This window comes from Lysinibacillus sp. BSL11, assembly GCF_052928325.1.
Genome location: NZ_JAVGCX010000010.1, coordinates 79,452 through 105,512 on the forward strand (window position 1 = coordinate 79,452; position 26,061 = coordinate 105,512).

The window sequence follows — 26,061 nt, forward strand, 5'->3', positions numbered from 1 at the left end:
ACACTTTCAAAACGTTGATTTAACGGTATTTATCATAACGCAATCTTTGGCGATTGACCACTAACTTTAACGATTCTTTAAATTTTAATTGATATCCTACATTTTTTTCACCATCGTGACAAACTCTGTTGGTGTACTAAATTCAATTGCTTTCACAAAACCAAATTTTTCATAAAGATGAATTGCTCTCTTATTAAATAGGGCAACTGTTAAACGTAATGGTAGATGATGTTCTTCTTGAACTGTTTGAACAATAAACGAAAAAAATGTCGTTCCTAATCCTTGACCTGTTAGATTTGGCTTCATACCAATTCCAATATCTATACAGTATTCTTCATACACTCCGATATCTTGCCCTTTTGGCACTTGTGCTGCCGTACCTGTACAATAATAGCCAATTAAATCACTATGATTATTAAAGATCGCAAAGTAAGGATTCTCAAGCATTTCTTTTACATTTTCACCCGATAATTCATTATTGTAAAAATTGTAAGGTGCTACATATTGCCATTGTAAAATTTCACTTGCAAAATGTTCATTCATTTCTTTGATCGACAGTTTCATACTGAATCACATCCTAATCTAAGCATAAATAGAAAGCTGTCTAAAAAGTAATCGCTATACTTTTTAGACAGCTCAAAATGTTATTTGAATTATTTTGCTATGAATTCTTCGGCAACCATTTCTTGAATACGCTTTAAGGCACCTGGCTCCATTTCTTCCACTGCAGTACCTGCTTCTTCTAAAGCCTTTGCATAACGGAATTGGTGGAAAGCCTCTTCTGCTTCTCGTAAACGTCCGTTCAATTTTGGGTTCGATGCGCGATGGCGATTACCGTACTGAATAATACGTTCGATGAGCATCACATTTTCTATTAACTCATGTGCCTTTACTTTAACATCCTCTACACAGAGTGTTGCTGCATTTAGATTATTATGAACAGTACCCATATTAAGTGGTACTTCTTGCAAGCTTTGCATGACAACATAGATGTGCTCTGCTGCCTCATCAAGTCTTGCATCCATCTCCTCAGGAATTCCTGGAATATTTGCCTTGTTCAATAAACGATCAGTATCCTGTAATATTTTCTTTAAGTTTTCGACTTGAGCGCGTGCCTTATTTTCATCTATTCGAAGTTTCTTCATTGTATTCGATAGATGACCTTGTTCTTCATGAATTCGTTCAAGCTCTTCACTAATTTCGATTAACTCTTCCTGTAAGCTAGAATAAGCTGATTTTTCTTCCCTAACTCGCATAGCTAATAGATCATAGCGACGTTGCAGTGCTTCCAATTGTTTTAAAGCGACTTTTGGAATTTCGGCATCTTTTTCATTTAAATGATAACTTTGCTGTACATACGTTGCCTCGTCATTCACTAATTTTGTTGAAGAAATGACATTGGTAATAGAACTTAATAAACGATCACAATTTTGATCTACATAATTTTTAGCAATAACCTCTTTTTCAAGTAAATCATAAAAATGGTCGATTTCTTCATTTATTTCTGTCACACGCGGTTTAACAACTTTTAAATTCAGCTCTGCAAGTTCGAGTTTTAATGCCTCAAATTCTTTTTCATATTTATTAAGTGCATCTGTCAATTCTAAATGCTGTAAATAGTAAGATTGGTCTTCCATTTCACGCTGACCATTACGCAATTCCTGAACCGCACCTGGTAGCTTTACTTGAATTTCTGTTAAGATGGTTGGAACATCATTAATATATTCGAATGTCTGCTGTGATTCTTGATTTAAGCTAATGACAATTTCTCGCGCTTGCAAATAATTACCTTCATTTGTTAGGACATCGAACTCTTCAAATTTTTGAACAAATGTCTCTAGCTTCTTCTCTAATGCAGGTAATGCTACACCGAATGAATGTTGATGAGCCAGCAATGTCTTTCTTGCAGAGCGATAGTATTCTTTTAATTGTTCGATTTCAATTCGATTTTTTTCTTCGCTGCCAATTAATTCATTCAGTTCTTCTAAAATTTTATTTTTATCTTGGTCGCATTTCTCAATGTAATCTTCAATTTCACGTTCTATAAAAGTTGCCCTTTTAAAACGAAGTCGATTAATTTGATCCTCAGCATCAAATAGAAGAGAATCGATTTTAGTCATATGTACGTCGATGACTTCATCCCAAGTATTACGCCATCGTTCAAACATTTCTTCCGTTTCACCGTTCATGTTTAAAGATTTTACTTTTGAAATTTCTTCATTTATAGGATTATGTTGTATTTGTAATTTTTCATTTTCTAGTTTTGCAATAATTGCAACATGTTTTCTTCGCATCATAAATCCTACTATGGCTAAAATTAATAGTAGGATAATCGGAATGATGATATACTCCATCGTAAGCCTCCTATTCTACAATAAACGAATTGGCTAGTTGTATTTATTATATACTATGTTTTCGCCTTTTGTACTAAAATTTAAGTGTTTTTCAGAAAACTGTATTTTCGCTATTGAGAAATATTTAAATAGCGTATCTATAGAGCTAAAGGAGTGGTAAATTATGAAACGTGATGGGCATATACATAGTCCTTTTTGTCCACATGGCACTACGGATTCATTCCAGCAATATATTGAAAAAGCAATTTCTCAACATTTCACAGATATAACATTTACAGAACACGCCCCATTGCCCAAAAGTTTTGTCGATCCAACCCCGCAACAAGATAGTGGCATGAATCCTGATGATCTCATGTCTTACATTGAAGAATTGCAACATCTGCAACAACAGTATGCACAAGCTATTCGTATCCGCATCGGACTAGAAGTAGACTACATCCAAGGCTACGAACAAGAAACTCGTCAATTCCTTGATACCTATGGACATCTTTTAGATGACGCTATTTTATCAGTCCATTTTTTAAAATGGCAAGATACCTTTGTATGTATCGACTTTTCTTCTGAATGCTTTATTGATTTTTCAAAAAAAGTTGGCTCTGTTGAACAGGTTTATGATTTATATTATGATACTGTCCTACAATCGATTAGAGCAGATCTTGGTCCATACAAACCGAAACGGATTGGGCACCCATCACTTATTCATAAATTCCAACTAGCGCACAACGAAAAAATCAATGACATCCCACGTATCAAAGAAGTATTAGACAGCATGAAATTGGCGGGCTATGAATTAGATTTAAATAGTGCTGGTTTAAGTAAACAATATTGTCAGGAGCCTTATCCACCATTTGCTCTTATCAATTATAGTCAAACTATTAAACTACCATATGTATTTGGTTCAGATGCACATAGCGCAGAAGATTTACATCAACACTATAATGTTATATTACCAATATGAATAACTTTTAAACGAGGTGCTTAGTATGTTTACACAAATTAATTACGAAGGATCAATTGCTGACCAGTATCTGACATTATCAAAACAATTAGATGCACTATTAACTGGCGAAACCAATCAAATCGCCAATTTAAGTAATGCCTCCGCTCTGTTAAATCAATTTTTAACGAACATTAACTGGGTTGGGTTTTATCTCTTGCAGGATAATGAGCTTGTGTTAGGACCATTCCAGGGTCTTCCTGCCTGTGTTAGAATTCCTATTGGGCGTGGTGTTTGTGGTACAGCTGTGGCAACAAGAGAAACAGTTGTTGTAAAAGATGTACATGATTTTCCAGGACATATTGCCTGTGATGCTGCATCGCAGTCTGAAATTGTTATACCGCTAATGAAGCAAGATGAAATTATTGGTGTGTTAGATATCGATAGTCCTATCGTGAATCGATTTACAGAGGAAGATCGTAGTGGCCTAGAGGAATTTGCTAGAACACTCCTTAACCATTTATAATACAATATTAAAAATTGCCCTGAAATGTTTTATATTGTCATTTCAGGGCGATTTATTTAAACAACCATTTACATTTTGCATTATCAATTCTATGAATTCGTTTGGAACGATCCATTGTGAGTACAAAAGCGATTTTTCCCGCTGTTTTTCGCTTCATACAAGGCTGTATCTGCATGTAAAAACACAGATTGGAATGCTGGTCGATCTCGCTCATCCCATGTTATAAGACCCGCAGAAATGGTTACTTGTGGATCTGTGGCACTTGGGATGACTTCCACAATGGTTGATGCTAATTCTAAAGCTTCTTTTTCATCGATATTAGGGACATAGACAGACATTTCTTCTCCACCCCATCTTGCACAAATCCCACGACTTCCAATAGTCTCTTTTAATTGAACCGCAATCTGAACAAGAATTTTATCTCCAACTTGGTGACCATACGTATCATTAATGCGTTTAAAATTATCGATATCAATTAACAAAAACATACCCGATTGATCATATTCAAGTGATTTTTCTACAAACTGATCGAGGTAACTGCGAGCATACAATTTCGTTAAATGATCCAAATCGACCATTTCCTGAAGCTGTGTTCGTAAAATTGAGTTTGCAATGGCTAATGATGAATGGTGAATTAAAGATTGCATTAATTTGAAACTATCGAATGAAAAGAAATATGGCTCTTTATGTAAGACAATACTAAAACCATTAATCTTTTCCTCCATAAGTATAGGAATCGCCATAATAGAGCGATACTCAATTTGATTAGGAGTTAGACGGCTGAAATCGGCAACAAATAGTGGATCATTCGTTTGAGCAAAGTGCTGTTCAACATGTTTTATATAACATTGACCGTTTTCTGAATGGAACAGGGAGGTACTTGCACCTGTTATTTCAAATGTATCGTGTTTTTTAAATGCGAAACATACTTCCATTGGCTGAAAGGATTTCAGTAACTGCTTTTGTAGGAAAAGTAACATTTCATGAATGTCAATTCGCATATTTAAACGATGCGAAGTTTCATTGATGAGTTGTAAGTCACTTACGAGGCGATGCGATTGATGATATAACTTTGCATTTTCAAGAGCATTTCCTGAAGCTTGTGCCAACATCCGTACAAAATCTTTTTCGGTTGTTGAAAAAAGATAAGTGGTGGGAGCACTTACTTGCAAGATGCCATAAATAGCTTGCCTGCCCTTAATCGGTGCATTTAACAACCGACAATTTAAATCGCTCGCTAACTCTGTCGTTAACTCTCCTGATACAAAGGCTTCAATTGTAGCAGGTCTTTCTGATAAATAATCAAAAAGCTTAATATCGATGGTCGTGTGTCGATCTTGATCATTCGATAAAATAAGCTCCACATTAAACTCAGGAAAATTATCCCGTATATTTTTTAATACGTTTTCTAAAATTAAATCAATATCCATTGTTGAATGAAATAAGTCAGTCATGTTATATAGTTTTCTATATTGGTCTTCATTTATTTTGACATCTAAATTGTCTCTAATCATTTGAAGAACCTTTGAAAGTATTTCTATACACTCTTCACCATACTCCGAGGTCATAAAGTCTGTCCAAGACTCTGTTGCCTCCACAAGTAATATACCAATGGGATTTTTGCCCTCTGCTTGGAAAAGCACCATATCTGTCATCATTGAATAGGCCTGTCTTGCTTTCAATACATAAGGGATTTTCACTACTTTTTGTTGATAAAAACTAGCTTCGATCATCAGCCATGACACAGCATTTAGCTTTGTTTCAATTGTTAATGAAGCCATCTCTTCGATTGGGATTAAGGAATTACCTTCAAAACTAAGAAAAGCAGCATTATCAATTTTCAAGCGCTTCTTTAGAAACTGTTTCAATGAACAAAAATACCCATTAAAACTAGTTTGTTCTTCATAAGAACTCACCCAAAAGCTCAAAACATCAGATTTTATATATTTTAGCGTTTGTAAATGGTCTGTCATGAAATCACCTTTTCTATATAACGTCCAAATCAATTACTATTAACTTATAATATATTATACATAATTTGTGTCATTTTGACTATGTAATTATCCCTTACTTTTACAATTTACATAACACAGCGTATCATTAACTATTCCCATATTATTCAAAATAGGTAATGAGGAATTTCCTACTATGTTCTTTTATATTTTTTCACTAGCTAATAATTGACGTCCTTGTCCTAAGCAGTTACAATGGAGGTTGTGTAAAATAAACGCAGCAGTGGTATAAGCTTATGATTGTATTTTATTCCTCTATTTTCTGATGTACAACTACTTAGATGATCAGTAATGAAAATTAGATGGTGTATTGTGTAACCTAACGGCTGCATAGGCGAAAGTACATGAAAATAAAATGCGTGTAAGAACGGGTACTACTGGTTTTTGTTTTACAACAAAAAAACCAAATTTAAAGGAGGAGACAACAATATGTCTCGTTATACAGGTCCATCTTGGAAATTATCACGTCGTCTTGGTATCTCACTAAGCGGTACAGGTAAAGAAATCGAAAAACGTCCTTACGCACCAGGACAACACGGTCCAAACCAACGTAAAAAATTATCAGAATACGGTTTACAACTTCAAGAAAAACAAAAACTTCGTCATATGTATGGTATGAACGAACGTCAATTCCGTACTCTATTTAACCGCGCTGGTAAAATGAAAGGTGTTCACGGTGAAAACTTCATGATCCTTCTTGAAACTCGCCTTGACAACTTAGTTTACCGTTTAGGTTTAGCTCGTACTCGTCGTGGAGCTCGTCAATTAGTTAACCACGGTCACATCTTAGTAGATGGCAAACGCGTTGATATCCCATCATACAGCGTAAAACCAGGTCAAACGATTTCTCTTCGTGAAAAATCTCAAAACCTTGCTGTAGTAGTAGAAGCAATCGAAGTAAACAACTTCGTACCTGACTACTTAACATTTGATGCTGACAAAAAAGAAGGTACATTCACTCGCCTTCCAGAACGTTCTGAATTATCAGCTGAAATCAACGAAGCATTCATCGTAGAGTACTACTCTCGTTAATCAGTTTGCACTGCAAATAATGCTAATAAAAACCCTGAAATCCCTTGCATCCCAAGGCTTCAGGGCTTTTTTATTTTTCAACGTTTGATCGTCCTGATCCTACTTCCTATGAACAATCAATTAGAACCTACGTTTTTTCTTGCTTTTAATCATTAATGCAGAAACTAATCCCGTACCGAGTATTGTAGCAAGTAGGAGGAAGGCTACAGTAAAGAAATTGTTTGAAATAAACAGATATGAACGGTGCAACACTTGTTCCAGCAAATAATATTACTGTGTACATAGAGATTGCAATCCCTCCCATATTCCAACCTAACTGTTTAACAAGCGCCACTAATAAAGGGACAGCAAGTGCAATCCCACCAACAAATAAAATACTCATGATTGTTAAACCAGCCTAACTATAAATTTAAGCGAAAGCAAGAATTTATATTTCCACTAATTTCTCCAAAATGATGCACTACTTTTTCAGCACAGACGCATTGCCCCAATTATTATAATTAACAATAATTTTCCCATCTTATATTGTGACATTTTTATGTACTTTAAAATAGCAATTACATAGTTTCAATATAATATAATCACTACCTTTATATTAAAAACAAAATATCAGTTATTTACTATTCATTAGGTCATCAAAATAGAACTGTTTTCCAAAAAATATAATTTACTTTCATAGTAAAATATTTTTAAAACCTTTTTAAATTCAATATTCTACTACAAAACAACATTCCCCCCTTCTTTCACCGCCTTAACTTTTTTGTAAAATAATAACACGAAAAAAATTAACAATTTTAATAAAAATACGAGTTGAACTTTTACAAAAAATAGAATACGATGAATTGCGAAAGGTGGTTCACCATCATTCAAGCAATAATAATTTTTTAAAAGGGGTTGGAAATATGTCAGACGTTCTAAAGCAATTTGTTATGCCGAAAACAAACTTATTTGGACCTGGAGCAATTCAAGAAGTTGGTAAACGCTTAAATGATTTAGAAGTGAAAAAGACATTAATCGTAACAGATGAGGGCCTACACAAATTAGGTCTCTCAGAACAAATTGCAAACATCATTACAGCTGCTGGAATTGATGTAGCAATTTTCCCTAAAGCAGAACCAAATCCAACAGATCAAAACATTGAAGATGGTATTTCCGTGTATCATGCGGAAAACTGCGATTCTATTGTTTCTCTTGGAGGAGGCAGCGCACACGATGCAGCAAAAGGTATCGGACTTATTGCTTCGAATGGTGGACGCATTCATGATTATGAAGGCGTTGACAAATCACAAAATCCACTTGTGCCATTAATTGCAATTAATACAACTGCTGGTACTGCCAGTGAAATGACTCGTTTCACTATTATCACGGATACAGCACGCAAAGTAAAAATGGCCATTGTTGATAAGCATGTGACACCGTTACTTTCTATAAACGATCCTGAATTAATGATTGGTTTACCTCCTGCTCTTACGGCAGCTACTGGGGTTGATGCACTAACACATGCTATTGAATCATTCGTTTCTACGAATGCTACACCAATCACGGACGCATGTGCTGAAAAGGTCCTTCAACTAATCCCTGAATATTTACCTCGTGCCTATGCAAATGGAGCTGATATAGAAGCTCGTGAACAAATGGTATATGCACAATTTTTAGCGGGAATGGCCTTTAATAATGCATCACTTGGCTATGTTCATGCAATTGCTCATCAATTGGGTGGTTTCTATAACCTACCGCATGGCGTGTGCAACGCAATTTTATTGCCACATGTTTGTCGATTTAATGTCACAGCACGTACAGAGCGCTTTGCTCGTATCGCTGAATTATTAGGAGAAAATGTAGAAGGTTTAAGTAAGCGCGATGCCGCTGAAAAGGCTATTACAGCTATTGAGAAGTTATCACAAGATTTAAATATTCCTAGCGGCTTCCGTGAATTAGGTGCAAAAGATGAGGATATTGAGATCTTAGCAAAAAATGCATTGTTAGATGTGTGTGCTGAGACGAACCCTCGTAAAGCAACACTAGAGGATATCAAACAAATCATCACAAATGCAATGGGTCCTATTGTGAAAAAAGAAGAGTCACTCGAGGCAGTTGCCCTTTCTTAATCGATGGTTTCCTATAAGCCTATACAAAGGGTGGAGAAAACAAATGTTTTCTCCCCTTTTTTTATGGGCTCGATACACACACGTTGTCTATCACGGGAACTCTCGCTATACTTTTCTTAAAAAGAATAGGAGAAAACAATAATGCGTTTAATTTCAATTTGTCCTAGCAATACAGAATTAGTCGCCTATTTAGGGCTGACAGACCAGCTCGTTGGAGTTGATAATTATTCCGATTGGCCATCCTCGGTTAAAGATCTACCACAGCTTGGGCCTGATTTATCAATTAACATGGAGGCATTAGAGGCACTACAGCCTGATCTTGTTCTGGCTTCCTTGAGTGTACCTGGTATGGAAAAAAACATTGAGGCACTAAAAGAAAGAAATATTCCTCATATTATTTTTAATGCAAACTCATTAGAAGAAATTGCGCAAGATCTTCTGACACTCGGGAAAGCTTGTCAAGTGGAGGAACAAGCAAAGAAAATTGCTGAAGAGTACATGCATTCCATCGAAAAAATGTATTCCATTGCACAAACAATTCCGAAGAAACCTACCCTGTATTGGGAATGGTGGCCGAACCCTATTTTTACTCCTGGGAAAATAAATTGGCTAACAGAAATTAGCGCTCTTGCCGGTGGCATTAATCTATTTCAAGATGTTGAGCTTGCTAGTGTTCAAACAGATTGGACAGATGTTGTTAAACGCCAGCCTGACTATATCATGATGGCTTGGGTTGGTGTAGCATTTGAGCGTATCCAACCTGCTAATTTATTAAAACGTCCATATGCCAAAGAGTTACATGCCATTCAATCGGAACAGCTCCATGTAATGGAAGAATGGCTGTATTGTCGCCCTTCTCCACGACTTATTGAAGGTGCTATAAAGCTTGGAAAAATACTGCATCCTAAAGAATATGAACAAATAAAACCTCCAAGTTTCTTATGATTAAAAAACCACATCCAACTTTTTTTGGGATGTGGTTTTGCAAATAGAAATTATATAAATTTCACCATATGATATTTTTTCTTACCTCGTCGAACAATGCTAAATGCATCCTCTAAACGATCCTTCGCATCGACTACATATTCTAAATCCGTTACCTTTTCACCGTTTACACTAATTGCACCATTTGATACATCTTCACGTGCTTGACGTTTGGAAGAGGAAATGCCCGCCTCCACAAGTAGCTCCACAATGTTTTTATCATCTTTAGCCATTTCAATAGAAGGAACATCTTTAAAAGCATCCTTCATTTCTTCAGCTGAAAGTGCTTTTAGATCTCCTGAGAATAATGCAGCTGTAATACGGATGGCTTGCTCTAATGCCTCTTGACCATGTATTAAACGAGTCATTTCTTCAGCTAGTGCCTTTTGTGCCTTACGTAAATGTGGCTCCTCCTCTACAGATACGGCTAAAGCTTCAATTTCTTCACGAGATAGGAACGTGAAGATTTTTAAGTATTTTATGACATCTGCATCAGCTGCATTGATCCAGAATTGGTAGAACTCATATGGAGATGTTTTCTTACTATCTAGCCAAACAGCACCACCTGCTGTTTTACCAAACTTTGTGCCATCTGCCTTGGTTACTAATGGAATCGTAATTCCAAAGGCTTTCGTTTCTTCCTCGTGTGTTTTACGAATAACCTCTAACCCTGTTGTAATATTACCCCATTGGTCAGAGCCACCTACTTGAATACGGCAATTGTAGTGATTGTATAAATGATTGTAATCAATACCTTGAATTAACGTATAGGCAAACTCTGTAAATGAGATTCCTGTATCAAGACGAGAAGCAATCGTATCTTTTGCTAACATGTAGTTTACGTTAATTAATTTCCCATAATCACGTAAAAACTCAATTGTGTTTATATTACCAATCCAGTCACGATTGTTCACAAGCTGAGCACCATTGCCATCTTCTGCAAATTCGAAAATACGTTCTAATTGACTACGGATTCCTTGAACGTTTTTATCGATTTGCTCTACTGTCTGTAATTGACGCTCTTCTGAACGGCCAGACGGGTCACCGATCATCCCTGTTGCACCACCAACAAGTAAAATTGGACGGTGGCCTGCTTTTTGGAATCGACGAAGTGTTAACAATGGAACAATATGTCCAATATGCATGGAGTCAGCTGTTGGATCTACCCCACAGTATAAAGATACGGATTGTTCATTTAATAATTTTGCCATGCCTTCCGCATCTGTTTGTTGGTATAGCAAACCACGCCATTCTAAATCTTGTAATAATTCGTTTGTCATGTTCATTCCTCCTAAAATGGTTAAATTCGTTACGTGCATGGACATGTTTAAATAAAAAAAGTCCCTACACGCAAACAATTGCATGCAGGGACGTTAAGTTGCAAACTAACGCGGTACCACCCAGCTTGAAGATGTCATCCACCTTCCACTTCATTCAGCCGCCTTTATCGCAGGCGCGCACGTCTAAGCTCCAAGTACGTAATTCGTCTCTACATTATGACCAGTTTTCACCAACCACCGGCTCTCTAAACAGGGAATATAGACACTACTGCAAACTCTTCATCACCAGAAAACTATAAACATAATTTTATACGATTCTTTTTCAAAGTCAATAACTATGTTCGTGCCAAAACAATATGTGCTATAATAGACAAGATTTTAGGAGGTCGATACATTGAAAGATTGGATTGAAAAAATCAATGCAAAGATCGATGAATTACTTGAACAAAAATGGATGAAGAAATTACGTATTTCAGGTAGTGTTACCTGGAACTTATTTTTACTATTTTTAGTCTTTGCATTGGTTGGCACTGTATTTGTCGGTTCAGTTGGAGCTGGTTATTTTGCTTCTCTTGTCAAAGAAGAACCATTACGCTCAAAACAAGAGTTAAGGGATCAAATTTTTAGCTATGAAGAAACCAGTGAGATTTATTTTGCCAACGATATTTATATTGGGAAATTAAGGACAGATTTAGATCGACGTGAAACTTCGCTTAGCAATGTTGCACCAGAGGTCGTGAATGCTGTTCTGGCAACAGAAGATGAATATTTTCGAGAGCATAACGGAATTGTTCCTAAAGCGGTTGTTCGTGGGTTATTACAAGATGTCACTAACTCTGCAACGCAAACAGGTGGTTCTACACTTACCCAGCAGCTTATTAAAAACCAAGTACTAACTAATGAAGTATCATACGAGCGTAAAGCTAAGGAAATTTTACTGGCGATGCGTTTAGAACATTTTATGACGAAGGAAGAAATATTAGAGGCTTATTTAAATATCATTCCCTATGGTCGTAACTCTTCAGGACGAAATATTGCAGGTGTTGAAACAGCTGCGGAAGGAATTTTTGGCGTAAAAGCAAAAGAATTGTCTCTTCCTCAAGCTGCGTACATAGCTGGTATTCCACAGGCACCATTTGCTTATACACCATTTACAAATACAGGTGAACTGAAAAGTGAAGAAGCTTTGAAACCAGGTATTGATCGTATGAAAACAGTACTTTATCGTATGAAAGAAGCTGGTTATATTGATGATGCACAGTATAATGAAGCGTTAAACTATGATATTGCTGCTGATTTCCGTGGGCCAGAAATGCGCGCGGAGGATCGTTATCCTTGGTTGACTTATGAGCTTGAAGCTCGTGCAAAAGATATTATTGCTGAAAAACTAGCAAAAGATGATGGGATTGACCCAGAGCGCTTAAAGTCAGAAAAGAAATTAAAGGATAAATATACGATTTTAGCAGATCGTGATGTTCGTTCAAAAGGCTATCGTATTTATTCAACCATTAATAAAGATATGTATGATGCAATGCAAAAAGCAGCAAAAGACTTCCAGTATTATGGTCATACGTATACTGGTAAAGGGAAAGACCCTGTTACTGGTGAAGAAATTGATATTGAGATGCCAGTACAGGTAGGTAGTATTTTAATAGAAAATACGACAGGTCGCATTTTAAGCTTTGTTGGTGGTCGAGACTTTAAAACCACTCAAGTAAACCATGCAACACAAGCTTATCGTTCTAACGGTTCTACAATGAAACCATTACTTGTTTATGGACCTGCCATTGAGTATGGCGTAATCGGTGCGGGTAGCCCATTAGTTGACGTGAAATTCTCAGTCGGTTCTTGGAGTCCAAGTAACTATATTACGAGTGATGAGCGAGGTCTTATCCCAGCACGTGAAGCTTTAGCAGATTCTCAAAACATTTCAGCACTACGTTTATATAATGATATTATTAGTAGACGCCCTGCAGATTTGTTAGTAAAAATGGGATTCTCAAAATTACATCCCGATGATTTTACTAACCTAGCAACTGGGATCGGCGCTTTAAGAGAAGGAACTACTGTTGAAGAAAATACAAATGCCTTTGCTACCTTTGCAAATGGTGGCCAATTCATTGACGCTTATATGATTGATCGAATTGAAGACCAAGAAGGTAATATTGTTTACCAACATGAAGTAGAACCTGTTCAAGTATTTAGCCCAGAAACATCTTATATCGTGACAGATATGTTACGTGATGTTCTCACTAAAGGAACAGGGACAATGGCACGAAATACATTAAAGTTCTCTTCTGATTTTGCTGCAAAAACAGGGACTTCTCAAGAATATAAAGATGTTTGGTTAGTTGGTTATAACCCTAATGTATCTCTTGGTGTTTGGATGGGTTACGATCAACCTCGTACACTTTATGCATTTAACAATACCTATTTACAGCCAAGCGTTCGGGTGAATAAGCTATGGGGTACTTTAATGAATGCCGTTTACGATGCGGACCCTCAGCTAATTGACCCACCAACAAGCTTTAAGGCGCCTAAAAATGTTGTGACTGCGTCATTCTGTGGCATTTCCGGCATGGCCCCTTCTGCAGCTTGTGCTAGCGCAGGTCTTGTACGCTCAGATTTATTTAATGCGAAAGTATTTTTACCCTCACAACCTGATGATAGCTTAGCCTCTTCAAGTGTTGTGACGATTAAAGGAAAAACTTATAATGCGTTGCCAAATACACCAGCCGAGTTTGTAAAAGCAGGTGGCGCAGGCATTAATCAAGACTTTATTAAACGAATGTTAGGTAGACTTGGCGGGAACCCTGCTAGTCTGTTACCAAAGAATTCTACATTGTCGAATTCATCTGTATCAGCTGTTGATTTCCCAGCAGATGGTAGCCCTCCAGCAGCTGTCTCAGCTTCAGTAAATGGCTCTACATTATCATGGTCAGAGTCATCGAATGATGTTGTTGGTTATCGTATCTACAACGTTACGAATGGCGGTAATACACTTGTAACGTCCGTACTAGAGTCAACACAAAGCATTACGGTTGCTAGTGGACAAGCTTATGTAGTGGTCGCTGTAGATATTACAGGTTTAACATCACCACACTCCAATGTTGTGTCTACTGGCGGTAGTGAAAACGAACCTGACCCAGAGGAAAACGACCAAGAACCAATACCACCTACAACGCCACCTACTAATGGCAATGGTAATGGTTCGGGTAGTAACGGCAATGGCTCCAATAACGGGAACGGGTCTGGTAATAACGGCAATGGCTCCAATAACGGTGATGGTTCTGGTAGCAACGGCAATGGCTCCAATAATGGAAATGGATCCGGAAGCAATGGTGATGGATCTGATAACCCTGGAGATGGCACAAACGGAGGAGACAATGGTAATACCACTACTCCAACTGAAACGTCAAGGCGCTAATCCATTATGCCTTAGCAAGCATTTGTAGTAGATAATCAATTAAACAGACTTACTGCATTTTACTTATGAATTGTAGTTAGTCTGTTTTTTTGTCATTATTAAGAGGACTACTATTTTGAAGGGGTGAAAATATATGAACATATTGATTTTAGGAGGCACGCGTTTTTTTGGAAAAAAGCTAGTTGATCTTTGTATTCAAAATGGACATAATGTAACGATTTTAACACGTGGTCAAAGTGGCAATCCCTTTGGTACACATGTTAAGCAATTAGTAGTAAATCGTAATGATCGTGATGCTTTAGAACAGGCACTAGCCAATACAACATGGGACATTGTCTATGATAATATTTGCTATGCGCCCAACGAGGCACAAGCGATTTGCGAGATATTAAAAGGGAAAACGAAAAAGCTGGTCTTTACTTCTACTCTTTCAACCTATGAGGTAGATGGTAAAATGAAAAAGGAAGAAGACTTTGATCCATACCAGTATCAAATTCGCATGGGACATCAAGAGCAATTTTCTTATGGAGAAGGAAAACGACAAGCGGAGGCAGTATTATTCAAAGAAGCTTCATTCCCAGTCGTAGCTGTACGTTTCCCAATTGTGATGGGTGAAGATGATTATACTCGACGTTTACATTTCCACGTTGAACATATTTTACAGAATCAGCCGATTACTTTACCGAACATTGATGCAAAGATGAGTTATATTACAGATGAAGAAGCAGCTGAATTTTTATACTTTGCGGGTGTTACTCCTATTGAGGGACCATACAATGCTACCGCATCAGGGGCAATGTCTCTCAAAGATCTAATTGCTCTAATCGAAGAAGCGAGTGGTCAGCGCGCAAAAATTTCCCTCATTGGTGGTGATGAGGAATCACAGTCTCCTTATGGGGTGCCTGCTGATTGGTATATGTCCAATGCAAAGGCCGAGAAGGCAGGATTTACGTTTAGTCAGCTTGAAGATTGGCTACCAAAATTAGTGACAACATTAGTAAAACAGCTACAGTAGCATTTATAGCGCAAAGAATCTACTAGATACTAGCAGATTCTTTGTTCATTCCTAATTTCAAAGGGATTTTTGCCGCTGGTGCCTCACTTTCATTGCTTAAGTGTATCACGGTAATATGTTCTTTAAAATAGTTACTGCTTTATCAATCTCTTCCTTTGTGACCGTTAATGGAGGCAAGAGACGAATAACTGTTGGCCCTGCCCCTACTAATAAAAGACCACTTTCTTCCGCTGCCGCGATATAAGGCGCTATTTCCGTGTCCCCACAGCCAATCCCTAACAAGAGACCCTGACCTTGAACAGTATAGCTAGAAGGTAAATGAGACCTTAGTTGTGCCACAAAATAGGCAGATATTTCTCGTACATGCTGTAAAAAATCCGGCTCAAACACATGATTCAAAACAGCTTGTGCCACATTCATCGCAAGAGGGTTTCCACCAAATGTTGTACCATGTGTTCCTGGACTAAATGTAGCATGAAGCTCAGCAGTTCCGAGCATTGCACCAACAGGGAAACCACCACCTAAGCCTTTTGCCAAAGTTATGATATGTGGCTTTAATACCGTTTGTTCAAATGCATAGCGTGTTCCTGTTCGCCCAATGCCCGTTTGCACTTCATCAACAATTAGTAGTATACCTTGCTCCTCACAGACTTTTGCAATAGCTGCTGCAAATTCTGCCGATACACTATTAACGCCACCCTCTCCCTGAATCATTTCTAACATTATAGCTGCCACAGAATCATCAACGGTTGCTTCAAGTGTAGCAGCATCATTAAAGGGCAAAATCGAAAATTTTTCTACGAGTGGTCCAAAGCCATTATGTACTTTGCCTTGACCTGTTGCAGACATTGCTCCAAAGGTACGACCATGGAATGATTTTTCAAATGTAATAATATGATGTTTGCCTGTATGCTTACGAGCTAATTTAATGGCCGCTTCATTAGCCTCAGCCCCGCTATTACAAAAAAAGGCATGTGAAAAGTGTGTATTAGCAATTAATTTTTCTGCCACCTTTTCCTGACCTGGTATTTCAAAAAGATTTGAAATATGCCATAGCTTTTCGCTTTGCTCTTGAAGTGCCTGTACAACGGCTGGATGAGCATGTCCAAGACTCACCACAGCAATGCCACTAGTAAAATCCAAGTATTGCTTCCCTGTTGAATCCTCAACAATTGTCCCCTGACCTTTGACAATTTGTGCACGACGCTTGCCGTAATTCTCAAATAAAACACTCATCTTATCATCTCCACTATCATTTAAAATAGTTTCTTTCAACAACTATACTTCTCAAGCTATCCTATTTAGAACACTAGGAAGAAAGAAGTTCACTTGTGGCTACAATTGTTGTACCAATTAAAGTTGCACCTACGATTTGTACAGAAGGAATCCCTGCCCGTAAACAGTCAATCGCTCCTTGCACTTTCGGAATCATTCCACCGTAAATATGGCCCTGCTCTGTCCATTGATCTATAAGACTAGGTGTAGCTATTGCTTGATATTCATCTTCAATACGGATACCACTCACATCCGTCACGAGTAGTAAGCTATCTGCTCCGACGGCTAAAGCAATTTCACTGGCTACCGTATCGCCATTAATATTAAGAGCCTGACCTGCTTCGGTGGCACCTACGCAGGCAATAACAGGTACAATCCCTACACCCATTAAAGCTTCCAATAAGGATGTATTGATATTTTTAATAGCTCCGACATAGCCATAAGTCTCTTGATCTAAAAAATCTACGACCATCAACTGACCATCAAAGCCATTTAATCCGATGGCTGCTATACCAGCTGTTGTTAACTCATGAACTAATGCAGTGTTTACTTGCCCTATTAGGGTCGATTGGACAACTTTAATTGCAGCCTCGTTCGTGACACGTATTCCATTTAATGTATGTGATTGTATGCCTTGGACAGCTAATTCTCGATTTATGGCTGGCCCACCTCCGTGGGTAATAATCAGCTGTACTCCACTCTCTTGTAATCTTTTAAAATTATCAAAGAAAGCCTCATTTAAACCTTCCAGTGTACTGCCCCCAAGCTTAATGACCATACGTTTATGAGCGGTATGATGCATTGATTTGAACATAGTCATATGTTAAGTCACATCCCCAAGCATGCCCCTTACCATCACCCACACCAAGGGACACATAGATTTTTACTTCATGCATTTTTAATATTTGAATTAACTCATCCTCAGAAAAAGGAATTGGTTCACCGTTTTCTACCATAGTAGCACCACCGATTTGGATGGTAATTTTATCTGGATCAACTGTTGCGCCACTATACCCTACTGCTGCAATAATACGCCCCCAGTTAGCATCACAGCCGAAAACAGCAGTCTTTACAAGTGGTGAACCAACGACTGTTTTTGCAATTTTACGTGCCTCCTCGTCTGAAATTGCACCAACAACTTCCACTTCGATAAGCTTCGTTGCTCCTTCACCATCTTTGGCAATCATTTTTGCTAAATCTTCCGCTACTGTTTGCAAAGTGTAAAAGAAATTTTGCCAATCTGGATGCTCTGGTGTTAAAGAATTATTCCCTGCCAAGCCATTAGCCAATATTACCACTGTGTCATTAGTGGACGTATCCCCATCAACTGTAATAGCGTTAAATGTTAAATTAGTAATAGTCGATAAAGCTGCTTGCAACACCTCAGATTCAATATTGGCATCTGTTGTAATAAAGCCTAGCATTGTGGCCATATTAGGTTCGATCATACCTGAACCTTTTGCTACACCTGCAACAATAACTTCCTTGCCATCCACAGTTGTACTATAGCTTGTGTTTTTCATGACGGTATCTGTTGTCAAAATAGCCTGTGCAAAGTCAATCGCACTTTCTAAATTGTCCTTTGGCTCTAACTGTAGAATACCGTTTGCTACTGGCTCTAATTTCATCATTTCTCCAATAACACCCGTCGAGCAAACTCCCACCAAATTTGGTGCAATCCCTAATTTTTCCGCAGCTAGCGCTTGCATTGTTTGGGCATCTTTTACACCTTGTTTACCTGTACAAGCATTCGCATTGCCTGAATTGACGATCATCGCTTGCATTTTCTTAGTTGCATAAACAACTTCCTTCGTAACTTTTAATGGTGCTGCTTGCACAGCGCTTGTAGTAAAAACACCCGCAACACTTGCTGGGACTTCACTTACCAAAAGGGCTAAATCCTTTTTCTTATGCTTTAAACCACAGTGTAATCCAGCTGCCTTAAAGCCTTTTGGTGAAACAATATTTTTACTTGATAATTTTTTCATTAGAGTCGTTGAAGTGGTAACTGTCATCCGAAATTCCTCCTTAGATTAATAAATAAGAGAAGCATACAGTTTCCTGCATGCTGTTAAATAAAGAACGGTACGACATCTAGCCCTGTCGTTTGGGGTAAGTCAAATTGCACATTCATATTTTGGATAGCTTGCCCTGCTGCTCCTTTGACAAGGTTATCAATTACACTAACAATTGTAGCGCGATTTGTACGGGGATCTACTTTCGCTAGAATGTCACAATAATTTGATCCCTTGACACGATTTGTCCCTAAACTAGATGCATCCGTAACGATTCGAACAAATGGGTGATTCTCATAGGTTGCCTGTAAGCAAGTGATCAATTGCGACTCTGTAATTCCCTGCATTACTGGTGCATAGGAGGTCGCCAAAATTCCCCTAGTCATTGGAACCAGATGCGTATTAAAAGTAACCTTTGTATCTGCTTGTGCAAACATGGAAAGTGCCTGTTCAATTTCGGGAATATGTTGATGTGTATTTACTTTATAGATCGAAAAATTCTCATTTGTCTCACTAAAATGGGTAGTTTGTGAGGGCTTATTGCCTGCTCCTGAAATGCCACTCTTTGCATCAATAACTAGAAAACTAGGATCAATCAAACGTTCTTTTACAAGTGGTAGTAAGGATAATAAAACTGCTGTTGGGTAGCAACCCGGATTAGCAACGAGTGTTGCTTGACGTATAAGCTCTGCATTCCATTCTGTTAAACCATATACACTTTGTTGAACACTATGGAACGGTGCAGCTTTTTTGCCATACCAGGTTTCATAGCTTGCTAGATCTTTTAACCGAAAATCACCAGATAAATCGATTAGCTTTGGTCCTTTCCCAACCAAAGGCGGTAATAGCTCACTTGTCACTCCAGATGGTGTACTCGTAAAAACAACATCGAATTTTTCTAAAGTGTCATACGCTATCTTTTGTAACGGTGTATCAGCTATCCTAACAAGATGACCAAATTTCGAAGAAAATTGGACACCCTCTTCTGAAGAAGTAAATAAATCAATTCGTTCCACAGCTGGATGATTATGTAAAAATCGAATAAGTTCTAGACCACCATATCCAGTTGCTCCAACAATACCTACTTTCACTGCACTCACCTCTGAAATAAGTTAAAAATAGTATACGTCTGCATATTTATTAAGTCAACTGAATTTTTATTTAATTCATTGTTTTTTTGAAACAGATAATATTTCACCTACTCTCACTTCTATACTATTGTAAAAACAGAAAAAAGAAGGCAAGAATCCTTTCGCCCATCGAATGAATCCCTGCCTTCTTTTTATGCACATGTTGTATAAATATCAATTGATGTTTTAGATAATTAATTAATCTTCCATTGTTGATAAATCACCAGTTGGTAAATTTAATTCCCAAGCTTTCAAAACACGACGCATAATCTTACCACTACGTGTTTTTGGCAATTTATCTTTAAATTCTATTTCACGTGGTGCTGCATGTGCAGATAAACCTTTTTTAACAAAATCACGTATATCTTCAATTAATGCATCAGAAGGTTCAACCCCTTCTCGTAAGGATACAAAGGCTTTAATGATTTCGCCTCGCACCGGATCTGGTTTCCCGATAACACCTGCTTCAATTACATCCGGATGCTCAAGTAGCTTACTTTCTACTTCAAAAGGTCCTACACGTTCACCAGCCGTCATAATGACATCATCCACACGCCCCTGGAACCAGAAGTAACCTTCATCATCCATATAGGCAGAATCTCCAGAAACGTACCATTCTCCTTTCAGGAAATAAGACTCATAACGCTCTGGGTTTCCCCAAATTTGGCGCATCATGGCAGGCCAACCACGACGAATAGCTAGATTCCCCATTGTAAATGGTGGTACCTCATTGCCTGCATCATCTACAATCGTTGCATGAATACCAGGAAGAGGTTTCCCCATTGAACCTGGCTTAATATCCATCGAAGGATAATTACAAATCATATGTGCTCCCGTCTCTGTCATCCACCATGTATCATGTATACGATGACCTAGTTCCTCTACTCCCCAGCGAATAACTTCTGGATTTAACGGCTCACCAACAGACAGCACATGGCGTAAAGATGTTAGATCATAGCTTTCAAGCAAGCCACTACCTGCCCCCATCAGCATACGGAACGCTGTTGGTGCACTATACCACACTGTCACACTATAATCTTCAATAGCCTGATACCATGCTTGTGGTGAAAATCTTCCTCCGACGATTAGCATTGTTACACCGTTTAACCACGGACCAAAAATGCCATAGGCTGTTCCTGTAACCCATCCAGGATCGGCTGTACACCAATAAATATCATCTTCACGTAAATCAAGTACCCATTGCGTCGATTGATATTGCTGAATCATAGCATTATGGACATGCAATACGCCCTTTGGAGCACCTGTTGATCCAGAGGTATAGTGAAGAATCATCCCATCTTCTCTGTCTACCCACTCTATATCAAAATGAGCTGAAGCTTCTTTTAAATGTTTAGTAAAGTCTAGGATTTGAGCTGTTTCCTCAATGCCCTCCCCTACTAAAAAGATATGCTCCAATTTAGGTAATTTAGCTAAGGGTACACGTTCAAGTAAAGCGGGTGTCGTGACTAATACTTTCGCCTCACTATCAGCAAGTCGATCATACACGGCACCTTCCATAAAAGCTTCAAACAATGGTCCAACAATAACCCCCATTTTCAACGCACCTAATAATGAAAAATAAAGCTCAGGTGAACGAGGCATAAAAATAAATAAACGATCACCTTTCTGCAGATTAGTAGTCGTTTTAAAAACGTTTGCTGCTTTGTTTGTTAACCTTTTCATTTCATTAAATGAATATGCCTCTTTCCGTTTACCATCATTAAAATACAATGCCACCTTATTTTTGCGGTGTGTTTCGGTATGGCGATCAATGGCCTCATATGCCATATTCACTAAACCTGTTTCGCTCCAACTAAATGCCTTTTCCGTATCTGCCCAATTATGAGATTCTGCCACTTCTTCATAATTCGTTAAATGGTGTTGACCAGGTAAAGCCATTAACTTCTCCTTCATTTTCATCCCCATGAAAATACCCCTTTCTTTGCTTTTGTTTTTGACTAAATTTCAACAATCCCCCCTGTTGAAAATCAGAGAATTTTTCAAAAGCAAAATTGATATGTAGCATTTGTTATATAACAGTTATCCGTAGTATTAATGGTCGAATCCCTAATGGCACTACTTTTATCTGTTAAATAACAGAAGCAATATAATCTTATTTTACACGAATTAGGATGGATTGTCTCAATATTTTTATTTTTCCAAAAATACAGGTATATTTTGCAAAAATAAGCGTTTTTACGCAAGAAATCAGCTATAATGGAATTATTAAACTCAGGTGGTGTAATTATGGAACATAAAAAAACTTTTTTTTCTGTCACAAAGGAAACAAAGCATGGTACTGTGTATGTGGAAGGACCTGTGCCTCCAGAAAAATTAGCTACATATTCATTCCATGAAGGCTTGGTTGCCTTCAGACCTCCAAAACAGCAACAGCAGGCCCTTATAGAAATTGCTGGACTACCCGAAGGCCGAATTATTATTATTCGAAACCAAGATATTATTGTAGGCTATGTTACCTATCTTTACCCCGATCCACTTGAACGATGGGCAGAAGATCGTATCGATGACATGATTGAATTAGGTGCCATTGAAGTCATTCCAGACTACCGTGGTACTGGTGCTGGGAAGGCACTACTAGCCGTTTCATTTATGGGGGATGAAATGGAAGATTATCTTGTGATTACTACCGAGTACTATTGGCATTGGGATTTAAAAGGAACTGGTTTAAATGTTTGGGATTACCGCAAAATGATGGAGAAAATGATGAGCTCTGCTGGTTTCGAATATTTTGCAACAGATGATCCTGAAATTACATCACATCCAGCCAATTGCCTGATGGCACGCGAAGGAAAACGGGTGCCTCCTGAGACAATGGAAAGATTTGATAGACTTCGTTTTAGAAATCGTTTCATGTATTAAAACTAATACAAAGGGGATGCTTATATGATTGTAGAAGAAATTATGAATGATAAGCCTTATACATTAGCTCCTACCAATACAGTGCAGGAGGCACTAAAGTTAATGCGTGAAAAGAAAGTTCGTCATTTACCAGTTGTAGATGATGAACAACACGTTTTAGGAGTAATTACTGAACGAGATATTAAAGAGGTCTTGCCCTCATCTTTGCAGGATGAACCAAACTCTCCTATTTTTAATGCAAAAGTAGAGGATATTATGGTGAAAGACCCCCTTATAGGTCATCCACTAGATTTTGTTGAAGAGGTAGCACTGACGTTTTACGAATCAAAAATAGGCTGTTTACCTATCGTCTCTGGTGGAAAATTGGTAGGCATTGTTACCACAACAGATTTACTCTATACATATATAGAGCTGACTGGTGCTACAGAGCCTGGGTCAAAAATCGAGATTCGGGTATCCGATACACCGGGAGTTTTATTTGAAATTACAAAAATATTTCATCAACATCATGCCAATGTTCAAAGCGTCTTAGTTTATCCTGACTCTGAAAATACACAAAACAAAATTTTAAGCGTCCGAGTAAAAACACTAAATCCTTTAGCAATGATTGAAGATCTACGCAAAGAGGGCTTTGATGTCCTATGGCCAAATTTACCAGGTGTTTCACTATAATGAAAAAGGCTGTATTCGTTTACTCGCCAGAACAACTCGGATATAAATTTTCAGATACACATCCTTTCAATCATAAACGCTTGACGCTAACTATGGATTTACTAAAAAATATTAATGCTCTCGATGATGTAGATATTGTACCAGCACGTGTTGCAACGGAAGAAGAACTATTGCTTGCACATGATTCAAAATATATAGATATCGTAAAAAAAGCAGGGCATGGTGAATTATCAGAAGCACAATGTGAAAGCTACGGGATTGGCACTGAAGATACCCCCATTTTTGAAAATATGCATGAAGCAAGTGCACAGCTAGTTGGTGGAACTTTAACCGCTGTTGATTATGTAATGGAAGGAAAAGCCGAACACGCCCTTAACCTTGGTGGAGGACTCCATCATGGTTTCCGTGGTCGTGCATCAGGTTTTTGTATTTACAATGATAGCACAGTGGCTATTCGTTACTTACAGGAAAAGTACAACGCTCGTGTACTTTATGTAGATACAGATGCCCATCATGGGGATGGTGTCCAATGGAGCTTTTATGAGGATCCTAATGTTTGTACACTGTCCATACATGAAACTGGTCGTTATCTATTCCCTGGAACCGGAAATATTACTGAGCGTGGCAATGGTCAAGGCTATGGAACCTCCTTTAATTTTCCAATGGATGCATTTACTGAGGATGAAAGTTTTCTAGAGATCTATGAACAGTCAATGCGAGAGATTTTTGAATTTTTCAAGCCAGATGTTGTATTAACGCAAAATGGGGCAGATGCACATTATTTTGATCCATTAACACATTTACATGGAACAATGAATATTTATCGCGAAATTCCTAAGCTAGCTCATCAATTAGCACATGAATATTGTGATGGTCGATGGATTGCAGTGGGTGGCGGTGGCTACGATATTTGGCGAGTGGTGCCCCGTGCCTGGTCCATGTTATGGTTGGAAATGACTGACCAAGTGTTACCAATGGGGCCACTCCCTCAAGCATGGTTGGATCGCTGGCAACCAGAAGCCCCTGTTCCTTTTATTCCAACATGGGAGGACCCGATGCCTTTATATGAGCCAATTCCGCGTAAAGCAGAAATAGAGGAAAAGAATGCTCAAATGTTAGCCAAATCGCTACATATTATTCGGAATGAAAGACGGGATTAATTTCTTGGCCTCACGATATTCGTGGGGCTTTTTAAATTAGATTAATGCTTTTGGTCTTTTGGTCGTATATCCATCAATTCTTTTGTTCTATCCCTCATTTTTGAAACGCTATCCTCTATTTTTGACGTTCCTTCCAGTAAAAAAACACGCAAATCCTTCATAAGCGATTTACGTGTTAGGTATCATTATTTACTTTTGACAGATTGTCGATGCTCAATACGGTGTGGTAAAATAACCGATTCGTCCTCAACAGTTTCCTTGCTCATTAATTTTGTCAGCAGACGCATTGCAACAGCTCCAATATCGTAAAGCGGTAGCGCGACACTTGTTAACTGTGGGCGAACCATTCGTGCTAACTTTGAGTTCTCAAAGCTGATAACTTCAATATCTTCTGGAACATTTTTGCCCGCATCTTGTGCGCCATGAATTAAACCGATGGCCAGTTCGTCACTTCCTGCAAAATAAGCTGTTGGTGGCTGTTCAAGAGCAGATAAAATTTCCCATGCCTCTAAGCCCATATCATAGCTGGACTCTTCTGCAGCAATTAATGCTTCATCTATTGGTAAACCAGCATCCTGCAATGCTTTCTTATAGGCTGCTAGCTTGAATTTTCCGTTAATTGTATACGAAAGTGGACCCGTTACGAAACCAATGCGTGTATGTCCATTTTGAATTAGTAAAGATATCGCTTCATAAGCCGCCTGGAAATAGTCAATATTAACAGTAGCTATTGTTTGCGATTCATCTACAGAACCTGCTAATACAATTGGGACCGGAGAATGATCCATTGTTTGTTGCATCTTTTCTGTTACTTCATCACTCATCATCACAATACCATCTACTTGTTTTCCAAGCATTGTATCCAGTAGCTGTAACTCTTTATCTTCATGTTGATCTGAGTTGGCTAAAATAATATTGTAACGATACATTGTGGCAATATCCTCTACACCACGAGCCAGCTCTGCATAAACATTGTTTGCAATATCTGGGATAATCACGCCAACTGTTGTTGTTTTCTTACTTGCTAATCCACGCGCTACAGCGTTTGGACGGTATTCTAATCGTTCAATTACTTCTAGTACTTTTTTTCGTGTTGCTGGTTTTACGTTTTGATTACCATTGACTACACGAGAGACCGTTGCCATAGAAACATTTGCTTCTCTTGCAACATCATAAATTGTAACAGTCATCGTACGTGCCTCCCTTTTTTCCTATTATAGCCTTATCATACGATAATTTTCATATTATTTTCAA

General features: G+C 38.1%; 21 protein-coding genes and 1 other annotated feature. Of the genes, 10 read left to right on the plus strand and 11 right to left on the minus strand.

Annotated features, from left to right (window positions below):
- Positions 1 to 96 precede the first annotated feature (96 nt).
- Positions 97 to 564 carry a GNAT family N-acetyltransferase gene (locus tag RCJ95_RS13545; RefSeq protein WP_221680999.1) on the minus strand — a complete coding sequence of 156 codons (468 nt, stop codon included), beginning with the start codon at positions 562 to 564 and terminating at the stop codon, positions 97 to 99.
- An 89-nt stretch (positions 565 to 653) separates the two neighbouring features.
- A complete protein-coding gene (ezrA, locus tag RCJ95_RS13550) occupies positions 654 to 2,354 on the minus strand; it encodes a septation ring formation regulator EzrA (RefSeq protein ID WP_221681000.1) in 1,701 nt (566 codons plus the stop codon).
- Between the two features lie 163 nt (positions 2,355 to 2,517).
- Between ezrA and hisJ the strand changes: the two genes are divergently transcribed.
- Together hisJ and RCJ95_RS13560 are read left to right on the plus strand one after the other, a co-directional pair.
- Positions 2,518 to 3,312: a histidinol-phosphatase HisJ gene (gene hisJ, locus RCJ95_RS13555; protein WP_221681001.1), complete on the plus strand. Its 795-nt coding sequence runs from the start codon at positions 2,518 to 2,520 to the stop codon at positions 3,310 to 3,312.
- A gap of 25 nt (positions 3,313 to 3,337) precedes the next feature.
- Complete coding sequence (locus RCJ95_RS13560; RefSeq protein ID WP_221681002.1) at positions 3,338 to 3,817, plus strand: GAF domain-containing protein; 480 nt, start codon at positions 3,338 to 3,340, stop codon at positions 3,815 to 3,817.
- Between the two features lie 89 nt (positions 3,818 to 3,906).
- On the opposite strand, the gene RCJ95_RS13565 is transcribed toward RCJ95_RS13560, so the two are convergent.
- Complete coding sequence (locus RCJ95_RS13565; protein ID WP_221681003.1) at positions 3,907 to 5,790, minus strand: sensor domain-containing diguanylate cyclase; 1,884 nt, start codon at positions 5,788 to 5,790, stop codon at positions 3,907 to 3,909.
- Positions 5,791 to 6,258: 468 nt separating this feature from the next.
- On the opposite strand from RCJ95_RS13565, the gene rpsD reads away from it, so the two are divergent.
- Positions 6,259 to 6,861 carry a 30S ribosomal protein S4 gene (gene rpsD, locus RCJ95_RS13570; protein ID WP_004226141.1) on the plus strand — a complete coding sequence of 201 codons (603 nt, stop codon included), beginning with the start codon at positions 6,259 to 6,261 and terminating at the stop codon, positions 6,859 to 6,861.
- 145 nt (positions 6,862 to 7,006) lie between these two features.
- On the opposite strand, the gene RCJ95_RS13575 is transcribed toward rpsD, so the two are convergent.
- Positions 7,007 to 7,243 carry a hypothetical protein gene (locus RCJ95_RS13575; protein ID WP_221681004.1) on the minus strand — a complete coding sequence of 79 codons (237 nt, stop codon included), beginning with the start codon at positions 7,241 to 7,243 and terminating at the stop codon, positions 7,007 to 7,009.
- 520 nt (positions 7,244 to 7,763) lie between these two features.
- Here RCJ95_RS13575 and RCJ95_RS13580 point away from each other — a divergent pair.
- Both RCJ95_RS13580 and RCJ95_RS13585 read left to right on the plus strand, forming a co-directional pair.
- Positions 7,764 to 8,969, plus strand: coding sequence for an iron-containing alcohol dehydrogenase (locus RCJ95_RS13580; protein ID WP_004226138.1), 1,206 nt, complete (start codon positions 7,764 to 7,766; stop codon positions 8,967 to 8,969).
- A 141-nt stretch (positions 8,970 to 9,110) separates the two neighbouring features.
- A complete protein-coding gene (locus tag RCJ95_RS13585) occupies positions 9,111 to 9,914 on the plus strand; it encodes a cobalamin-binding protein (RefSeq protein ID WP_446722411.1) in 804 nt (267 codons plus the stop codon).
- 50 nt (positions 9,915 to 9,964) lie between these two features.
- Here the strand turns inward: RCJ95_RS13585 and tyrS are convergent, their stop codons facing one another.
- Positions 9,965 to 11,233 carry a tyrosine--tRNA ligase gene (gene tyrS, locus RCJ95_RS13590; RefSeq protein ID WP_221681006.1) on the minus strand — a complete coding sequence of 423 codons (1,269 nt, stop codon included), beginning with the start codon at positions 11,231 to 11,233 and terminating at the stop codon, positions 9,965 to 9,967.
- 83 nt (positions 11,234 to 11,316) lie between these two features.
- Positions 11,317 to 11,525 (minus strand) — a binding site (T-box leader).
- Between the two features lie 102 nt (positions 11,526 to 11,627).
- Here tyrS and RCJ95_RS13595 point away from each other — a divergent pair.
- Both RCJ95_RS13595 and RCJ95_RS13600 read left to right on the plus strand, forming a co-directional pair.
- Positions 11,628 to 14,660, plus strand: a complete 3,033-nt coding sequence (locus RCJ95_RS13595) for a transglycosylase domain-containing protein (RefSeq protein ID WP_274769932.1) — start codon at positions 11,628 to 11,630, stop codon at positions 14,658 to 14,660.
- A gap of 133 nt (positions 14,661 to 14,793) precedes the next feature.
- On the plus strand, positions 14,794 to 15,675 hold the full coding sequence (locus tag RCJ95_RS13600; RefSeq protein WP_221681008.1) for an NAD-dependent epimerase/dehydratase family protein: 882 nt from the start codon (positions 14,794 to 14,796) through the stop codon (positions 15,673 to 15,675).
- Between the two features lie 105 nt (positions 15,676 to 15,780).
- Here the strand turns inward: RCJ95_RS13600 and RCJ95_RS13605 are convergent, their stop codons facing one another.
- From RCJ95_RS13605 to acsA, 5 genes are all read right to left on the minus strand, one after another.
- A complete protein-coding gene (locus RCJ95_RS13605; protein WP_337976854.1) occupies positions 15,781 to 16,911 on the minus strand; it encodes an acetylornithine transaminase in 1,131 nt (376 codons plus the stop codon).
- A 73-nt stretch (positions 16,912 to 16,984) separates the two neighbouring features.
- Positions 16,985 to 17,770: an acetylglutamate kinase gene (argB, locus tag RCJ95_RS13610; RefSeq protein ID WP_221681009.1), complete on the minus strand. Its 786-nt coding sequence runs from the start codon at positions 17,768 to 17,770 to the stop codon at positions 16,985 to 16,987.
- Positions 17,733 to 18,965: a bifunctional glutamate N-acetyltransferase/amino-acid acetyltransferase ArgJ gene (argJ, locus tag RCJ95_RS13615; RefSeq protein ID WP_446722412.1), complete on the minus strand. Its 1,233-nt coding sequence runs from the start codon at positions 18,963 to 18,965 to the stop codon at positions 17,733 to 17,735. Before argJ ends, argB begins: the two co-directional genes overlap by 38 nt.
- 56 nt (positions 18,966 to 19,021) lie before the next feature.
- Complete coding sequence (argC, locus tag RCJ95_RS13620; RefSeq protein ID WP_221681011.1) at positions 19,022 to 20,056, minus strand: N-acetyl-gamma-glutamyl-phosphate reductase; 1,035 nt, start codon at positions 20,054 to 20,056, stop codon at positions 19,022 to 19,024.
- Between the two features lie 237 nt (positions 20,057 to 20,293).
- Positions 20,294 to 22,021, minus strand: a complete 1,728-nt coding sequence (gene acsA, locus RCJ95_RS13625; protein WP_370635378.1) for an acetate--CoA ligase — start codon at positions 22,019 to 22,021, stop codon at positions 20,294 to 20,296.
- Positions 22,022 to 22,342: 321 nt separating this feature from the next.
- On the opposite strand from acsA, the gene RCJ95_RS13630 reads away from it, so the two are divergent.
- Genes RCJ95_RS13630 through RCJ95_RS13640 form a run of 3 tightly spaced genes read left to right on the plus strand, consistent with a single transcriptional unit; the run spans position 22,343 to position 24,807 of the window.
- On the plus strand, positions 22,343 to 22,975 hold the full coding sequence (locus RCJ95_RS13630; protein WP_221681012.1) for a GNAT family N-acetyltransferase: 633 nt from the start codon (positions 22,343 to 22,345) through the stop codon (positions 22,973 to 22,975).
- A 24-nt stretch (positions 22,976 to 22,999) separates the two neighbouring features.
- On the plus strand, positions 23,000 to 23,647 hold the full coding sequence (locus tag RCJ95_RS13635) for an acetoin utilization AcuB family protein (protein WP_004226115.1): 648 nt from the start codon (positions 23,000 to 23,002) through the stop codon (positions 23,645 to 23,647).
- Positions 23,647 to 24,807 (plus strand): acetoin utilization protein AcuC, encoded by a 1,161-nt coding sequence (locus tag RCJ95_RS13640; protein ID WP_221681013.1) that lies wholly within the window; start codon positions 23,647 to 23,649, stop codon positions 24,805 to 24,807. The genes RCJ95_RS13635 and RCJ95_RS13640 overlap by 1 nt, the downstream gene beginning before the upstream one ends.
- 185 nt (positions 24,808 to 24,992) lie before the next feature.
- Here the strand turns inward: RCJ95_RS13640 and ccpA are convergent, their stop codons facing one another.
- On the minus strand, positions 24,993 to 25,997 hold the full coding sequence (gene ccpA, locus RCJ95_RS13645) for a catabolite control protein A (RefSeq protein ID WP_221681014.1): 1,005 nt from the start codon (positions 25,995 to 25,997) through the stop codon (positions 24,993 to 24,995).
- Positions 25,998 to 26,061: the final 64 nt, after the last annotated feature.

Bases quoted from the DNA above. Each gene is read 5' to 3' on its own strand.
- RCJ95_RS13640 (WP_221681013.1), top strand. From the start codon at position 23,647: ATGAAAAAGGCTGTATTCGTTTACTCGCCAGAACAACTCGGATATAAA.
- RCJ95_RS13575 (WP_221681004.1), bottom strand. From the start codon at position 7,243: ATGAGTATTTTATTTGTTGGTGGGATTGCACTTGCTGTCCCTTTATTA.
- rpsD (WP_004226141.1), top strand. From the start codon at position 6,259: ATGTCTCGTTATACAGGTCCATCTTGGAAATTATCACGTCGTCTTGGT.
- RCJ95_RS13585 (WP_446722411.1), top strand. From the start codon at position 9,111: ATGCGTTTAATTTCAATTTGTCCTAGCAATACAGAATTAGTCGCCTAT.
- RCJ95_RS13560 (WP_221681002.1), top strand. From the start codon at position 3,338: ATGTTTACACAAATTAATTACGAAGGATCAATTGCTGACCAGTATCTG.
- RCJ95_RS13635 (WP_004226115.1), top strand. From the start codon at position 23,000: ATGATTGTAGAAGAAATTATGAATGATAAGCCTTATACATTAGCTCCT.
- RCJ95_RS13580 (WP_004226138.1), top strand. From the start codon at position 7,764: ATGTCAGACGTTCTAAAGCAATTTGTTATGCCGAAAACAAACTTATTT.
- tyrS (WP_221681006.1), bottom strand. From the start codon at position 11,233: ATGACAAACGAATTATTACAAGATTTAGAATGGCGTGGTTTGCTATAC.
- RCJ95_RS13605 (WP_337976854.1), bottom strand. From the start codon at position 16,911: ATGAGTGTTTTATTTGAGAATTACGGCAAGCGTCGTGCACAAATTGTC.
- RCJ95_RS13600 (WP_221681008.1), top strand. From the start codon at position 14,794: ATGAACATATTGATTTTAGGAGGCACGCGTTTTTTTGGAAAAAAGCTA.
- RCJ95_RS13545 (WP_221680999.1), bottom strand. From the start codon at position 564: ATGAAACTGTCGATCAAAGAAATGAATGAACATTTTGCAAGTGAAATT.
- argJ (WP_446722412.1), bottom strand. From the start codon at position 18,965: ATGACAGTTACCACTTCAACGACTCTAATGAAAAAATTATCAAGTAAA.
- argB (WP_221681009.1), bottom strand. From the start codon at position 17,770: ATGACTATGTTCAAATCAATGCATCATACCGCTCATAAACGTATGGTC.
- ezrA (WP_221681000.1), bottom strand. From the start codon at position 2,354: ATGGAGTATATCATCATTCCGATTATCCTACTATTAATTTTAGCCATA.
- RCJ95_RS13565 (WP_221681003.1), bottom strand. From the start codon at position 5,790: ATGACAGACCATTTACAAACGCTAAAATATATAAAATCTGATGTTTTG.
- RCJ95_RS13630 (WP_221681012.1), top strand. From the start codon at position 22,343: ATGGAACATAAAAAAACTTTTTTTTCTGTCACAAAGGAAACAAAGCAT.
- acsA (WP_370635378.1), bottom strand. From the start codon at position 22,021: ATGGGGATGAAAATGAAGGAGAAGTTAATGGCTTTACCTGGTCAACAC.
- hisJ (WP_221681001.1), top strand. From the start codon at position 2,518: ATGAAACGTGATGGGCATATACATAGTCCTTTTTGTCCACATGGCACT.
- ccpA (WP_221681014.1), bottom strand. From the start codon at position 25,997: ATGACTGTTACAATTTATGATGTTGCAAGAGAAGCAAATGTTTCTATG.